This window comes from Nocardioides asiaticus (genome assembly GCF_040049175.1).
Lineage (GTDB): Bacteria > Actinomycetota > Actinomycetes > Propionibacteriales > Nocardioidaceae > Nocardioides > Nocardioides cheoyonin.
The window spans coordinates 942,983-958,231 of sequence record NZ_JBDZDM010000002.1 but is presented as its reverse complement, the minus strand read 5'-3'; the positions used below and the strand labels follow the sequence as shown (position 1 = coordinate 958,231).

The following is a 15,249-nucleotide window of genomic DNA, read 5'->3' as shown; positions in this document are numbered from 1 at the left end:
CTGCTCGGAAGTGAGGAGTACCCATGTCAGCGACCAGCCCCACGGCGCCGGCGTACGACGAGGCACGGCTGGCCCGCCGCGCCCGGATCGCCTCGACCATCGGAACCGGCATCGAGTGGTACGACTTCTACATCTACGGCCTGGCCTCGGCGCTGGTCTTCGGGAAGCTGTTCTTCCCCGACTCCGACCCGCTTGCCGGCACGATGCTGGCGCTGTCGACGTTCCTGCTCGGCTTCGTGATCCGCCCGGTCGGGGCGCTCTTCTTCGGCCACTTCGGCGACCGGCTGGGGCGCAAGTCGACCCTCATCGCCACGCTGCTGCTCATGGGCGTGGGCACCGCCCTCGTCGGCGTGCTCCCCACGCACGCCACGATCGGCTCGCTCGCCCCGGTCCTGCTCGTCGTGCTGCGCGTGGTCCAGGGCTTCGGCGTCGGCGGCGAGTGGGGCGGCGCCGTGCTCATGTCGACCGAATGGAAGGAGGGCGCCACGAGGCGCGGCCTCCACGGCTCGTGGCCGCAGCTCGGCTCGGCCCTCGGCATGCTGCTCGCGACGGCCTCGATGTCGCTCACCCAGGTCGCGATGAGCGACGCGGCGTTCGACTCGTGGGGCTGGCGGATCCCGTTCCTGGTCAGCATCGTGCTCGTGGCCGTCGGCCTCGCGATCCGGATCGGCGTGGTGGAGTCGACCGAGTTCCGCGCCGTACGCGCCGAGCGGCGGGTGGACACCGTCCCGGCCCTCACGGCGATCCGTGGCTACTGGCGCCAGATCCTCGTCACCGCCTTCATGCGCGCCGGCCAGACCGGTCCGTTCTACGTCTTCACGACATTCGTGATCACCTACGGCACCGACCAGCTCGGGCTGAGCAAGCAGTTCCTAACAAACGCCGTGCTGGTCGGGGCGGCCGTCGAGCTCTTCACGACACCCGGTTGGGGCTGGGTCTCCGACCGGGTGGGCCGACGGCGGATGCACCTGGTCGGCGCCGCCCTGATGTTCGCGGTGGCGATCCCCTACTTCGGCCTGCTCAACACCGCGGCCGGCTGGGCCGTCATCGCCGGGACCGTGCTCGTGCTGGTGGTGCACGACCTGCAGTACGCCCCGCAGGCCTCGCTCATGGCCGAGTCGTTCCCGGCACCGGTGCGCTACACCGGCGTCTCGCTCGCCTACCACCTCGGCTCGGTCCTGTGGGCGGGGCCGGCGGCGCTGATCGCCACCGCGCTGTACGACGCCAGCGGCAGCTGGCCGGCGATCGCGGCGTACGTCATGGCCCTGGCGCTGATCAGCTTCGTCGCGACCCTCGGCGTACGCGAGCGGCCGGCGCTCCACGTCGCGCCGACGCGGGCCGCCGAGCTCGCCTCCGAGCCTGCCTGAACCGGCCCGACCATGACATTTGTCCTGCGCACTCGACAACGTTCCGCGTCGAGGGCGTTCGCCCGCGTGTCCTAGGTTGGGTCGCATGTTCGGTGCTCTCGGCCGCTTCGTCGCGCGCCATCCCTGGTACGTCATCGCCGCCTGGATCGTCTTCGCCGTCGTTGTGGTGGCCTCGGCACCGACGATCCACGCCACCACCGACCAGTCGGACTTCCTGCCGAAGCACTACGAGTCGATCAAGGCCACGGCGCTGACCGACAAGGCGTTCCCGCAGCAGCAGGACGCCGGCGCCACGATCGTCTTCGACCGCACCGACGGGGAGTCCCTCGGCGCCGCCGACGTCGCGAAGATCAACGACGTCGTCAAGAACCTCAAGCTCGGCTCGGACTTCACCCGGGCGGAGGCCGTGCAGGTCTCGCCCACGAAGCAGGTCGCGATCGTCAACATCGACATGGCCGACGGCGTCACCGGGCAGAAGCAGTCCGACTTCGACCAGGTCACCGACCAGCGCGACCAGCTCGACCGGCTCACGCAGGGCACCGGGCTCGAGGCGCTGACGACCGGGACGCTGCCGCAGAGCTACGACCAGTCACAGTCGGGCAAGAACGCCGAGACCATCGTCGGGCTCGCAACCTTCCTGCTCATCATCATCCTGCTCGCGATCATCTTCCGCAGCGTGCTCATCGCGATCATGCCGATCGTCCTGGTGGGTCTCGTCTCGACGATCGCCAACGGGCTGATCGCCTGGGCCGCGAGGATCTTCGACCTCAAGACCGACGACTCGACGAGCGTCATCCTGATCGTCGTCCTGTTCGGGATCGGGACCGACTACATCCTGTTCTTCCTGTTCCGCTACCGGGAGCGGATGCGCGAGGGCGACGAGCACCGCGCCGCGGTGGCCCACGCCCTCGAGCGGGCCGGCGAGGCGATCGCCTCGGCCGGCGGCGCCGTCTTCGTCGCCTTCCTGACGCTCGTCCTCTCCTCGCTCGGGATCTTCCGCTCGATCGGGCCGTCGCTGGCCATCGCCGTCGCGGTCACGCTGCTCGCTGCGCTGACCCTGGTGCCGGCCGTCGTCACCGTGCTCGGCCGGGCCCTCTTCTGGCCCTCCAAGAAGTGGAGGCAGGAGCCCCGGGCGACCCGCTTCGCCTGGATCGGCCGCCAGCTCGGCCGCCGCCCCGGCCGTACGGCGGCCGCCTCCGGCGGCGTGCTGGTGGTCCTCACCCTGTTCTGCTTCGTCTGGGGCGGGTTCAACCCGACCTTCGACCTGGGCTCAAGCAGCTCCGACACCTCGATGGAGTCCTCGGTCGCCACGCAGAAGCTCGAGGACGGCGGATTCACCGCGGGCGCGACCCAGCCGACCCCGATCGTGCTCCATGCGGCCGGCGGGAAGGCGATCGACCAGGCGGAGGCCGATGCCTTCGGGACGGCGGTGTCGAAGACCCCGGGCGTCAGCGCGGTCGTCCCGGCCGCGCAGAAGCACCTCGCGACGATCTCGCCGACCGACCCGAGCACGGCGATCGTCGTCGCGGTCCTCGCCGACGACCCGTCGTCCGATGCGGCCATCCACGTCGTGAAGGACGACCTGCGGCCCGCCGTACGCGCGGCGGCGCCGGACGGCACCGAGGCGTACGTCGGCGGTCTCACCTCGGTCTTCGTCGACTTCCAGTCCGCGATGAACCGCGACTACGCGGTCGTCTTCCCGGTCGCGGCCATCATCATCATGGTGATCCTCGGGCTGCTGCTCCGCTCGCTCGTGGCGCCGTGGTACCTCATGGCGTCGGTCGGCCTCGGCTTCGGCGCGACCCTCGGTGCGACGGTGCTGGTCTTCCAGCACGCGAAGGGCGACCAGGGCCTGATCTTCCTGCTGCCGATCTACATCTACCTCTTCGTGGTCGCACTCGGCACCGACTACAACATCCTCATGGTGTCGCGGCTCCGCGAGGAGGCCCGCGAGGGGCGTCCGCCGCGCGAGGCCGCCAGCCGGGCCGTCAGGCACGCCGGCCCGACCATCGCCGCGGCCGGCGTGATCCTGGCGGGCACCTTCGCCTCGCTCATGCTCGCTGGGAACTCCCTGCTCACCACGATGGGCTTCGCGATCGCGTTCGGCATCGCCGTCGCGGCGTTCGTGATGGCGATGTTCTTCACCCCGGCGCTCACCGCGCTGATCGGGCACGCCGCCTGGTGGCCGGGCCACGAGGACGAGAAGGAGCCGCAGCGGGAGTTCGTGGAAGTCTGATCACACTAGGACGCTGGTGATCGGCTGGGAGGAGTCGGCGGGCAGGTCGAGCGCCGACGGCGTACGCCCGCGGAGGACCATCTCGGCGCCGAGCGCGGCGACCATGGCGCCGTTGTCGGTGCACAGCCCCGGCCGGGGCACGCGGACCCGGATGCCGAGCCGCTCCGCGCGCTCCTCGGCGAGGGCGCGGAGCCGGGTGTTGGCGGCGACGCCGCCGCCGATCACGAGGTCCTCGATGCCCTCGGCGGAGGCGGCGTCGAGGGCCTTGCGCACGAGGACGTCGCAGACTGCCTCCTGGAAGCTCGCGGCCACGTCGGCGACCGGGACCTCCTCACCGGCCCGCTGCTTGGTCTCGATCCACCGGGCGACGGCGGTCTTGAGACCCGAGAAGGAGAAGTCGAACCGGTGCCGCTCGAGGTCGCGCCGGCTGGTCAGCCCGCGCGGGAAGTCGATGGCGACGCTGCTGCCCGACCGGGCGGCCCGGTCGATGACTGGCCCGCCGGGGAACCCGAGGCCGAGCAGCCGGGCGACCTTGTCGAAGGCCTCCCCCGCCGCGTCGTCGATGGTCGCGCCCATCGGCTCCACGCCGGTGGTGACGTCGGCGACCCGCAGCAGGCTGGAGTGACCGCCGGAGACGAGCATCGCCAGGCACGGCTCCGGCAGCGGGCCGTGCTGCAGCTGGTCGACGGCGACGTGGGAGGCGAGGTGGTTGACGCCGTAAAGCGGCTTGCCGAGACCGAGCGCCAGCGCCTTCGCCGCGGCGACGCCGACCAGGAGGGCGCCGGCGAGGCCGGGGCCGGAGGTGACCGCGATGGCGTCCACGTCGGTGAGGCGTACGCCGGCGGTGTCGGCCGCCCGCTCGAGCGTGGGCACCATCGCCTCGAGGTGGGCCCGGCTGGCGACCTCGGGCACGACCCCGCCGAAGCGGGCGTGCTCGTCGACGCTGCTCGCCACCGCGTCGGCGAGCAGGGTGCGGCCGCGGACGATGCCGACGCCGGTCTCGTCGCACGAGGTCTCGATCCCCAGCACCAGCGGCTCGTCAGGCATGGTTCCATTCTGCCGTGCGCGAGGTGACGCTCCCGGAGCTGGTGGATCAGGTCGAGGACGAGTTCGTACGCCGCCAGGTCGGCGCCGCCACGTTCGAGAGGGCGTGGGTGCGCGGCCGGGCCGCTGTCGTCCAGAGTGTCTCGCGGCACCCGCACCGGGTCGCCGGGGCGGCGTACACCTGCGTCGGGCCGGCCGCCGACCTCGACCCGCTGCTCGCCGAGGTGGCCTCGGCCCTGCCGCCGCCCGGCCGGGTCGTCGTGGACAAGCCCTCCTTCGGCGCGCTGCCCTGGCCGGTGCCGACGGCCCACGTGTGGGACTGGATGCTGTGCTCCGAGCCGCCGCCAGCCCCGCGGGTCGAGGTGGTGGAGGTCGCGGACGCCGAGGCGATCGGCGCGGTCCTCGACGACGGCAACCCGGACTCGTTCGCGCGGCCGGGCGAGCCGGACGTCGAGGCCTGGCTCGGCAGCGAGGTCGAGGGCACGCTCGCGGCGGTCGGCGCGCTCACCCGGGTCGGCGACGGGACCGGCCACCTGCGCGGGGTCACGACCCGGCCGGCGTACCGCGGGCGCGGTCTCGGCGCCGCCGTGTCGGCCGCGCTGACCCGGCGGGCGATGGCACCGACCGGCGTCGCGTCGCTCGGGGTGTACGTCGACAACGGACCCGCGCTGGCGATCTACCGCCGGCTCGGCTACCGCACCGTGCACACCTTCGCCGCGGGGGTCGTCGACCGCTGATCCCCCGGATGAGGGACGGACCCTTGCGGGGTGGGACACCCCACCAATAGGTTCGCGATCCGTTGGTCAGTCGTTCACCCGGGAGACACCATGACTCGTCAGGGCCTCGTCGCTGCCACCGCAGCCGCCCTCCTCGCCGGCGCACTCGTCGCCGGCACCAGCCCCGCCGACGCCCATCAGGCGCCGAAGCCACACGCGCAGCGGCTCGCCCCGCGCACCCACTTCACGATGAAGCCGGACGGCTCCAGCGGCCTGACCCAGGGCGGCGAGGGCATCCCCAACATCGACTCGGTGAAGTCGACGATCCGGACCTACTACAACGCGACCAACGGCATCGCCGACAAGACCAGCTCGCCCTACATCTCGGAGATGAAGGCGATCGAGGCCCGGGAGCTGAGGAGCCTGCCGCGGATCTACGCGCAGGCCAAGCGGCACCACCAGCGCCCCGCGATCGTCTTCGACGCCGACGACACCACGCTCTGGACCTACGACATGGAGGACGGGGCGATGAAGTTCAACTACGACCCGACCCTCCAGAACGAGTGGGTGCAGGACGCCCGGTTCCCCGCCACGCCCGGGATGGTCTCGCTCGTCAACAAGGCGGCGAAGATGGGCTTCGCGATCTTCGGGATCACCGGCCGCACGGCCGACCAGGAGCCGGCGACGCTCACCAACCTGGCCGACGTCGGCTACACGCCGTTCGACGCCGACAACTTCTACACGAAGTGGAACTCCGGCGACGCGCCGCCGGCGTACGTCTCGTGCGTCTCGACGTGCACCACGGTCGAGTACAAGGCCTACACCCGCAAGCACATCGAGCGCCTCGGCTACGACATCGTCCTCAACGTGGGCGACCAGTGGAGCGACCTGCAGGGCGGGTACGCCGACCGCACGCTGAAGCTGCCCAACCCGACGTACTACCTGCCCAGCGCCGACCTGCCCGGGCTCAAGGAGCCGTGGCTGGCCCCGCGGACGCACTTCACCATGAAGCCGGACGGCTCCAGCGGGCTCACCGAGAGCGGTGAGGGCATCCCGAACAGCGACTCGGTGAAGTCGACGATCAGGACGTACGAGGGTGCCACCAGCGCCGGCATCAGCGACAAGGACGACTCGCCCTACATCGACGAGATGGCCTCCGTGGTCAGGCACTGGAAGCCGCGGCTTGTCTCGGAGTGCTCGCGGCTCTCGGCCCGGGGCGCGAAGCCGGCGATCGTCTTCGACGCCGACGACACGACGCTGTGGACCTACGACATGGAGGACGGGGCGATGAAGTTCAACTACGACCCCGCGCTCCAGGACGTCTGGGTGCAGAACGAGCAGTTCCCGGCCACGCCGTCGATGGTCGGCCTGGTCAACGCCGTCGGCGACGCCGGCTGCACGATCGTCGGGCTCACCGGCCGCAACGACGCGCAGAAGGACGCGACGCTCGGCAACCTCGCGAAGGTCGGCTACGAGGGCTTCACGCCGGAGAACTACTACACCAAGTGGGTCAGCGGCGCGACGCCGCCGGCGTACGTCGACTGCGGCTCGGACAACTCCTGCTCGACGATCGAGTACAAGTCGCAGACCAGGAAGCACGTCGCCGCCGAGGGCTACCGGATCGTGGCGAACCTCGGCGACCAGTACTCCGACCTGATCGGCGGGTACGCCGAGCACCCGATCAAGCTGCCGAACCCGACGTACTACCTGCCCTGAGCCTGCGCGGAGGGGGCGCCGAGATCGAGCTGCAGGATCACCGCGGTGGTGCCGTCGCGATAGTAGCGGTCCCGCCGGTCGATCTCGGCGAACCCCTCCTTGCGGTAGAACGCCAGCGCGGGCCGGTTGTGCTCGCGGACCTCGAGCAGCAGCCGCTCGGCTCCGGCGGCCGCGGCGCGCGCGGCGGTGGCGTGGAGCAGGGCGGTGGCGACACCGCGGCGCCGGTGCTCGGGCGCGACGGCGATCCGCTGGAGCTCGGCGATCTCGAAGACCGTGCTGACGATGACGTGCCCGACGACTTCCCCGTCCGCCTCGGCGGCGAGCACCGCGACGGTGGGCAGCTCGCCCGAGACGGCGAGCCGGAGGTAGTCCTCGGTCCAGGCGTCGTCGGGGAACGAACCGGCCTCGAGCGCCGCGAGCCCGGCCACGTCGGCGAGCGTCGCCGTGCGCACGGTCATGTGCTGTTGCTCGGCAGGGCGGGCTTCGGCAGGTGCTGCTCGACGGCGTCCGGCCGGCGCAGGTAGAGCGGCTCCGGGTCGACGAGCTCCAGCCGCTCCTCGGTCACCGCCCAGGCCAGCCAGCCGGCGCTCGGCCGGGTCGGGCCGACCGGGTTCGGGAACGCGTCGGGATAGAGCACGGCGCCCTCCCCCACGACCGGCACGGAGGTCGCCACCTCGGCCGGCCGGGCGACGGCCGGCCCCTCGAGGCGCCGCCCGTCGACGTCGTACGACGCGAGATAGACCTCCTTGCGGCGCGCGTCGGTGGCCACCACGAAGGGACCGCCGACCAGCCCGCGCTCGGCGGCCTCCACGGCGAGCATGTCGAGCGTGCAGGCGGCGTAGACCGGGATCTCGAGGACGTAGCCGAGGGTGCGCGCGGTGACGAGGCCGACCCGCAGTCCGGTGAACGGCCCCGGACCCGCGCCGACCGCGACCGCGGTGAGGTCCTGCCTGACCGCGCCGGCCTGCGCGAGGACCTGCTCGATGAGCGGGGCGAGCTGCTCGCCGTGCTTCATCGCGCGGTCGGAGACCCGCTCGGCCACCACCGCGCCGTCGGCGAAGAGCGCAACGCTGACCTGCGGGGTGGCGGTGTCGAAGGCGAGGAGCACGGGTCGAGGGTAGCCAGCGTGCGGGGCCGCTACAGCCCGGAGACGTCCAGACGGTGCCAGCGCGGCCCGACGGGGGTGATCTCGACGCGGCGCGGGTCGGCGCCGTCGGGGTCCTCCGGGTCGTCGAGCGGCTCCTCGTCGGCGAGGGCGCGGACGATGCGGATCTCCAGGCGCGACTCGGCGAGCCCCTCGGCGATCCCCTCGCCCCACTCGACGACGGTGACCGCCTCGTCGAGATCGGTGTCGAGGTCGAGGTCGTCGAGCTCGGCCATGCTGCCGAGGCGGTAGGCGTCGACGTGGACCAGTTCGGGCCCGCCCCCCTCGTTGGGGTGGACACGGGCGATGACGAAGGTGGGCGAGGTGATGGCGCCGCGTACGCCGAGCCCGGCGCCGAGCCCCTGGGTGAACGTCGTCTTGCCCGCCCCGAGCTCGCCGGTCAGGACGAGGAGGTCCCCGGCCCGCAGCTGGGCGGACAGCCGGCGGCCTAGCTCGCGCATCGCGTCGGCGTCGACGACCTCGAGGACGTAGGTGTTGAGCGGCCGGTGCATCCGCACCAGCGGCGCCGGCCGGTCGATCTCGCGGAAGCCCTGCCGGTCCCAGAACCGCACGGTCCGCGGCAGCTCCTCGCGGGCGACGACGGCGAGGTCCTCGTAGCCGTCGGCGCCCGCAACCTCGGCCGCGCGGCTGATCAGCTTGTGGGCGATCCCGTGGCCCTGCCGGTCCGGCAGGACCGCGAACCGGCGCAGCCACACCGTCTTGCCGGCCGGGTCGAGGACCAGCCCGCCGACCGGCTCTCCGTCGAGCCGGGCGAGCAGGCCGCCGTACGCCGCGAGGTGCTCCTTCATCGTCGCCTCGGTCTCCGACAGGGCGTCGGCCGGCGGGTCCAGCGGCGGGCGTACGGAGAAGGCCGCCTGGACGATGGCGAGCAGCGGCGCGGCCGCCTCGGGCCCGACCCGCTCGATGGTCAGCCGGGGTACGTCGGAGCTCACGGACGCTCGCTCATCAGGCCGACTCGGCGTCGCGGGTGGCGGCCGCGACGAGCTGGTCGAGGGCGGCGTTGACCTGGCCGTGCCGCTCGAGGATGACCATGTGGCCGGCGCCCTGGCACTCGATGAGTGTGGAGCCGGGGATCCGCGAGTGCAGCTTCCGGCTGTGGCCGATGCTGGTCAGCTTGTCGTCGGTGCCGCAGATGACGGTGGTCGGGATGTTGCCGAGCACGCCCACGTGGTCGAACTTGTCGAGCGCCCGGAAGCTCGGGAAGAACTCCGCCACCACCTCGAAGGGTGTGCTCGCGAGCATGTCGTCGACGAACTCGACGTACGCCGCCGGCACCTCGTCGCCGAACGCGAAGGCGTCGGTGGCGACGGTCGCGAGCGAGCGACCGATGCGGCGTACGCCGTCGACGGCCTTGTGGCCGCGCGCGAGAGTGCGCACGGCGCTGTGGGTGATCCCTCCGCTCAGCTTGGCCGGCACGACCGGCATCAGCATCCGGCTGGGGTCGAGGCCGCCGGCGGTGGTCGAGATCAGCGCGGCGCCGACGATCCGGCCGCCCTGGTCGTACGCCGCGAACAGCTCGGGATGCTGCTCGGCGAGCGCCACGATCGTCATCCCGCCCATCGAGTGGCCGACCAGCACGACCGGACCCTCGGGGACGACCGCGTCGAGGACGTGGAGCAGGTCGTCGCCGAGCTGGTCGATCGTCGCGTCGGTGAGCCCGGAGCGGCCGGACCGGCCGTGGCTGCGCTGGTCGTAGTAGACCGACCGGACCAGCCCGCGGTAGGCGGCCCGCTGGAAGTGCCAGCAGTCGAGGTTGAGCGCGTAGCCGTGGACGAAGACCAGCGTGACGGGAGTGCGTCCGCCGTGCTCGTGGGCGGGGTCGACCTCGTCGACCTCGACGTGGAGGGGTACGCCGTCGCCGGTCACCACGGTGCGCGGGCAGGAGTGGAGCGAGCCGAACGGCGTCGGCGGCACGCTCTGGTCGGGGCGGCCCTCGATGACCTTGCGGCGCCGGTTGACGCTGACCGCGACCCGGGCGCCGGCGCCGACGGCGGCGGCCGCGACCGCACCCGCGGCGACGCCCGCGATCCTGCCGGCGAGGCTCACTTCTGCCCCTCTCCGCCGGCGGTGGTGGAACGGTCGCTGTCGACGTGGCGACGCGTCATGCGTCCTCCGATCCTGGTCACGATCTCGTAGCAGATCGTCTCACCGGCGGCCGCCCAGTCGTGCGCCGTGGGCTCGCCGGCCGTGCCGGGGCCCCACAGCACCACGTCGGTGCCGGTCACGGGGTGGTCGCCGCCGAGGTCGACCACGAACTGGTCCATGCAGATGGTGCCGCGCACCGGCCGGCGTACGCCGTCGACGAGCACCTCGGCCCGGTTGCCGACGCTGCGGAGCACTCCCTCGGCGTACCCCACCGGCACGAGGCCCAGCGTGGTCGGCCGGTCCGCGGTCCAGGTGTGGTTGTAGGAGACCGACGCGCCCGCGCCGACCTCCTTGACCAGCGCGAGGTCGGCCCGGACCGTCATCGCCGGGACGAGTCCGAGCTCCGGCGTGAGGCCGGGAGCGGGGTCGAGGCCGTACGACGCGATGCCGACCCGCACCAGGTCGAAGCGGCTGCTCGGCCGGAGCAGCGCCGCGGCCGAGTTGGCGAGGTGGCGCACCTCGGGGCGGAGGCCGGCCTCGGCGGCGATGTCGAGAGCCTCGCGGAAGACCTTCTCCTGCTCCTCGTTGGCCGGGTCGTCGGGCACCTCGCTGGAGCTGAAGTGCGACCAGACACCGGTCACCTTGAGGAGCCCGGCGAGCTCGAGCTCGCGGGCCGCGCGGCAGACGTCCGGCCAGTCGGCCATCGTCGCCCCGCCGCGGGAGAGCCCGGTGTCGACCTTGAGCTGGACCCGGGGCCGCAGGTCGGTCTCGCGGGCGACCTCGGCGAGGCGGTGCAGGTCGGCCACGGTGTAGGCGGTGACGTCGACACCCTGCCTCACGAGCGGGGTGAGGTCGTCGGAGGGGACGGTCAGCCAGGCGAGCACGCGCCCGGTGTCGCCCGCCTCGCGCACTGCCAGTGCCTCCTGGCACGACGCGACGCCCAGCCACTCGGCGCCCGCCTCGCGGGCGGCGCGCGCGGAGGCGGCCAGCCCGTGGCCGTAGCCGTCGGCCTTCACGACCACCATCACGGGCACCTTGACGAAGCGCCGGAGCACCGCGACGTTGCGCCTGATGGCGGCGACGTCGACGACGATCTCGGCGCGGGTCATGGTGCCCATTGTCCCATCCGTCGTCGGCCCGGGCCCGCCGAGTCGGGGGTTGCGGCCCCTCGAGTCGGGGCTTGTGACCCCTCGAGTCGGGGCTTGTGACCCCTCGAGTCGGGGATCGTGGCCCGTCAGCGGCCCGGCAGGCCGCGGATCACCGCCGGGATCGCCCGGGCGACCTCGCTCGCCACGAGCGGGCCGTCCTGGGCGGCGTAGGTCGCCGCGGCCCCGTGCAGCCACGCGCCCACGGAGGCGGCGTCGTACGGGTCGAGGCCGGCGGCCAGCAGTGCGCCGACCAGCCCGCCGAGCACGTCGCCCGCGCCCGCGGTCGCGAGCCACGGCGTGCCGGTGGTGTTGACCCGGGCGGTGCCGTCGGGCCGCGCGATGACGGTGCGTCGCCCCTTGAGGAGTACGACGGCGGCGTACTCCCGCGCGGCGGCCCGGGCGAACTCCAGCGGCCGCGCCTCGATCTCGGCCCGGTCGGCGCGCAGCATCCCGGCCAGCTCGCCCGCGTGGGGGGTCAGGACCGCGGGGACCGGCAGCGGGCCGATCACGTGGGCGAGTGCGTCGGCGTCGACGACGAGCGGCACCGCGTCGCCGAGCGCCGCGGCGAGCTCCTCGCCGGCGTGCTCGCCGCCGCCCGAGCCGACCACCCAGGCCTGGACCCGGCCGGGCCCGACGACCTCGGGGTGGTGCTGCCTGACGGTGTCGGCCGCGCTGCCGACGTACCTCACCATCCCGACCAGTCCGGTGTCGGCCCCCGCGACGGACAGCAGCGCGGCGCCCGGGTAGGTCGCGCTGCCGACCCGCAGGCCGACGACGCCGCGGGCGTACTTCTGCGCGTCCCTCGCCGGCCTCGGCAGCAGCGCCGCGACGTCGGCCGCCTGCAGGCTCTCGACCGGCGACGCCGGCAGGTACGGCGCCAGGCCGATGTCGACCAGCTGGACCGCCCCGCAGGCGGCCGCCGCGGGGTCGGCGAGATGGCAGATCTTGTGGGTGCCGAACGTGACCGTCAGGTCGGCCGTCACGTGCGCGCCCGGCGTCTCGCCGGTGTCGACGTCCACCCCGCTCGGGGTGTCCACCGCCACCACCGGCACCCCGGCCAGCGCCCCCACTGCGGCCGCTGCCTGGTCCCGCAGCCCGGGCTTGCCCCCGATCCCGACGATCCCGTCCACCACCACGTCGAATCGCCGGTTGTGCCCCCTCGAGTCGGGGGTCGTGACCCGTCCCCCGGCCGCCCGGAGCGCGGCGACGCCGGCCGGATGGGCGCGCTCGGACAGCAGCCATGCCTCGACGCTCGACCCGCGTCGGGCGAGCAGCGCGCCGGCGTACAGCGCGTCGCCGCCGTTGTCGCCGCTCCCCACGAGGAGACAGACCCGGCGGCCGTACGCCCCTCCCAGGAAGTCGATCACGGCGTACGCCAGGCCGGCGGCCGCGCGCTGCATCAGCGTCCCCTCCGGCAGCGTCGCCATCAGCGCGGCCTCCGCCGCCCGCACCTGGTCCACGGTGTGCGCTCGTCGCATACGAGCATCGTGTCAGTCCGTGGGCTGTGGTGAGCGCAGCCAGCGCTTCGCCGCAGCCGAGTCGGCGTCACCCCTCGAGGATGACCATCGCGGAGGCGATGCCGGCGTCGTGCGACAGGGAGAGGTGTACGCCGGCGACGCCGATCGCCTCGAACTGCGCCAGGACGGTGCCGCGTACCTCGAAGCGCGGACGGCCGGACGCCTCGGAGACGACCTCGGCGTCGTGCCAGTGCATGCCCTGCGGCGCGCCGAGCGCCTTGGCCAGCGCCTCCTTCGCCGCGAAGCGGGCGGCCAGCGACGCCGGCGGCCGGGCGGCCTCGTCCTCGGTGAAGAGCCGCCCGCGCAGCGCAGGCGTGCGCTCGAGGGTCTCCGCGAACCGCTCGATGTCGCAGACGTCGATCCCGACGCCGATCACCGCCACGCGCTCACTCCACCGTGACCGACTTGGCGAGGTTGCGCGGCTGGTCGACGTCGAGGCCCAGGACGGTGGCGAGCTCGCAGGCGAACAGCTGGAGGGGTACGGCGGCGACGAGCGGCTGCAGCAGGACCGGGACTCGCGGCAGCCGGACGACCTCGTCCGAGCAGGACTCCACCGACGTGTCGCCCACCTCCGCGAGCGCGATCGTCCGCGCTCCCCGGGCACGGACCTCCATGATCCCGGAGACCATCTTGTCGTGGAGGAAGTCGCGGTCCCGCGGAGGTACGACGCAGAAGACCGGCACGCCGTCCTCGACCAGCGCGATCGGACCGTGCTTGAGCTCGCCGGCCGCGAACCCCTCGGCGTGCAGGTAGGCGAGCTCCTTGAGCTTGAGCGCCCCCTCGAGCGCCACCGGGTAGCCCGCATGGCGGCCGACGAAGAGGAAGGACCGCCGCTCGGCGTACGACCTCGCCAGGGCGTAGACCTGCTCCGCGCTCCCGAGGACCTCCGCCACCGCCTCCGGCATCGCCTCCAGCTGGCAGAGCACCTGGTCGATCTCGTCGCCGTACTTCGTGCCCTTCACCTGGGCGAGGTAGAGCGCCAGCAGGTAGCAGGCGACCAGCTGCGTGAGGAAGCCCTTGGTGGAGGCCACCCCGATCTCGGGTCCGGCGTGGGTGTAGATGACCGCGTCGGACTCCCGGGGAATCGTCGAGCCGTTGGTGTTGCAGATGGCGAGCACCTTGGAGCGCTGGGTACGCGCGTGCCTGATCGCCTGCAGCGTGTCCGCGGTCTCGCCCGACTGCGAGATCGCGACCACGAGCGTGGAGTAGTCGAGGATCGGGTCGCGGTAGCGGAACTCCGAGGCCAGCTCCACCTCCACCGGCACCCGGCACCAGTGCTCGACGGCGTACTTCGCCACCATCCCGGCGTAGAAGGACGTCCCCGCCGCGATGATGATGATCTTGTCGACGTCGCGCAGCTCCTGGTCGGAGAGGCGCATCTCGTCGAGCTGCAGGGCACCGTCGGCGCCGCGCCGGCCGAGCAGCGAGTCGGCGACCGCGCGCGGCTGCTCGAAGATCTCCTTGCGCATGAACCAGTCGTGGCCGTCCTTCTCGGCCGCCGAGAGGTCCCAGTCGACATGGAACCGGTTCCCCTCCGCAGGCGAGCCGTCGAAGCCGGTGACCGAGACGCTGTCCCGGGTGATCGTGACGACCTGGTCCTGGCCGAGCTCGAGCGCCTCGCGGGTGTGCTCGATGAAGGCCGCCACGTCGGAGGCGAGGAAGCTCTCGCCCTCGCCGAGCCCGACCACGAGCGGGCTGTTACGGCGGGCGCCGACGATCCGGTCCGGGTCGCGCGCGTCGAGCGCCACGAACGTGAACGCCCCGTCGAGCCGGCCGCAGACCCGCTGCATCGCGGTGGTCAGGTCCGCGCCCGACTCCACCTCGAGCTCGAGCAGGTGGGCGGCGAGCTCGGTGTCGGTCTCGGACAGCAGGACGTGGCCGGCGTCCTCGAGCTCGGCCCGCAGCTCGGCGAAGTTCTCGATGATCCCGTTGTGGATCAGCGCCACCCGCCCGTGGGCGCCGAGGTGCGGGTGGGCGTTGCGGTCGTTGGGCGCACCGTGGGTCGCCCACCGGGTGTGGCCGAGCCCGATCGTGGACGGCGGCAGCGGGTCCTCGTCGATCAGCTTCTCGAGGTTGCCGAGCTTCCCCGCCTTCTTGCGTACGGCGACCGCGGCGGACTCGGTGCCGGCGCCGTCCACGAGCGCCACGCCGGCCGAGTCGTAGCCGCGGTACTCCATCCGGCGCAGCCCCTCGACGATGACCTCCTGGGCGGACTTGGCACCGAGGTAGCCCACGATCGCGCACATGGCGCCGAT

General features: G+C 72.8%; 13 protein-coding genes. 4 read left to right on the top strand and 9 right to left on the bottom strand.

The features are described 5' to 3' along the window. The first annotated feature begins 23 nt into the window (after positions 1-23). Together ABLE53_RS10515 and ABLE53_RS10510 are read left to right on the top strand one after the other, a co-directional pair. Positions 24-1,367 carry an MFS transporter gene (locus tag ABLE53_RS10515; RefSeq protein WP_348858821.1) on the top strand — a complete coding sequence of 448 codons (1,344 nt, stop codon included), beginning with the start codon at positions 24-26 and terminating at the stop codon, positions 1,365-1,367. An 85-nt stretch (positions 1,368-1,452) separates the two neighbouring features. Further along, the gene (locus ABLE53_RS10510; RefSeq protein WP_348858820.1) at positions 1,453-3,603 is read left to right on the top strand and encodes an MMPL family transporter; all 2,151 of its coding nucleotides are present in this window, start codon (positions 1,453-1,455) and stop codon (positions 3,601-3,603) included. On the opposite strand, the gene tsaD is transcribed toward ABLE53_RS10510, so the two are convergent. Further along, complete coding sequence (gene tsaD / locus ABLE53_RS10505; RefSeq protein WP_348858819.1) at positions 3,604-4,650, bottom strand: tRNA (adenosine(37)-N6)-threonylcarbamoyltransferase complex transferase subunit TsaD; 1,047 nt, start codon at positions 4,648-4,650, stop codon at positions 3,604-3,606. A gap of 14 nt (positions 4,651-4,664) precedes the next feature. On the opposite strand from tsaD, the gene ABLE53_RS10500 reads away from it, so the two are divergent. Together ABLE53_RS10500 and ABLE53_RS10495 are read left to right on the top strand one after the other, a co-directional pair. Next, positions 4,665-5,384: a GNAT family N-acetyltransferase gene (locus ABLE53_RS10500; protein WP_348858818.1), complete on the top strand. Its 720-nt coding sequence runs from the start codon at positions 4,665-4,667 to the stop codon at positions 5,382-5,384. 90 nt (positions 5,385-5,474) lie between these two features. Beyond that, a complete protein-coding gene (locus tag ABLE53_RS10495; RefSeq protein ID WP_348858816.1) occupies positions 5,475-7,079 on the top strand; it encodes an HAD family acid phosphatase in 1,605 nt (534 codons plus the stop codon). Here the strand turns inward: ABLE53_RS10495 and rimI are convergent. From rimI to glmS, 8 genes are all read right to left on the bottom strand, one after another. Next, on the bottom strand, positions 7,067-7,537 hold the full coding sequence (gene rimI, locus ABLE53_RS10490; RefSeq protein WP_348858815.1) for a ribosomal protein S18-alanine N-acetyltransferase: 471 nt from the start codon (positions 7,535-7,537) through the stop codon (positions 7,067-7,069). The genes ABLE53_RS10495 and rimI overlap by 13 nt on opposite strands. Next, positions 7,534-8,187 carry a tRNA (adenosine(37)-N6)-threonylcarbamoyltransferase complex dimerization subunit type 1 TsaB gene (tsaB, locus tag ABLE53_RS10485; protein ID WP_348858813.1) on the bottom strand — a complete coding sequence of 218 codons (654 nt, stop codon included), beginning with the start codon at positions 8,185-8,187 and terminating at the stop codon, positions 7,534-7,536. Before tsaB ends, rimI begins: the two co-directional genes overlap by 4 nt. A gap of 29 nt (positions 8,188-8,216) precedes the next feature. Continuing rightward, positions 8,217-9,176 (bottom strand): tRNA (adenosine(37)-N6)-threonylcarbamoyltransferase complex ATPase subunit type 1 TsaE, encoded by a 960-nt coding sequence (gene tsaE, locus ABLE53_RS10480; protein WP_348858812.1) that lies wholly within the window; start codon positions 9,174-9,176, stop codon positions 8,217-8,219. Positions 9,177-9,189: 13 nt separating this feature from the next. Continuing rightward, positions 9,190-10,290, bottom strand: a complete 1,101-nt coding sequence (locus ABLE53_RS10475) for an alpha/beta fold hydrolase (RefSeq protein WP_348858811.1) — start codon at positions 10,288-10,290, stop codon at positions 9,190-9,192. Then, complete coding sequence (gene alr / locus ABLE53_RS10470) at positions 10,287-11,438, bottom strand: alanine racemase (RefSeq protein WP_348858810.1); 1,152 nt, start codon at positions 11,436-11,438, stop codon at positions 10,287-10,289. Before alr ends, ABLE53_RS10475 begins: the two co-directional genes overlap by 4 nt. Positions 11,439-11,563: 125 nt before the next feature. Beyond that, positions 11,564-12,955, bottom strand: a complete 1,392-nt coding sequence (locus tag ABLE53_RS10465; RefSeq protein ID WP_348858809.1) for an NAD(P)H-hydrate epimerase — start codon at positions 12,953-12,955, stop codon at positions 11,564-11,566. A gap of 67 nt (positions 12,956-13,022) precedes the next feature. Beyond that, on the bottom strand, positions 13,023-13,376 hold the full coding sequence (locus ABLE53_RS10460; protein WP_348858808.1) for a holo-ACP synthase: 354 nt from the start codon (positions 13,374-13,376) through the stop codon (positions 13,023-13,025). Positions 13,377-13,380: 4 nt separating this feature from the next. Beyond that, complete coding sequence (gene glmS, locus ABLE53_RS10455; protein WP_348858807.1) at positions 13,381-15,240, bottom strand: glutamine--fructose-6-phosphate transaminase (isomerizing); 1,860 nt, start codon at positions 15,238-15,240, stop codon at positions 13,381-13,383. Between the last annotated feature and the right edge of the window lie 9 nt (positions 15,241-15,249).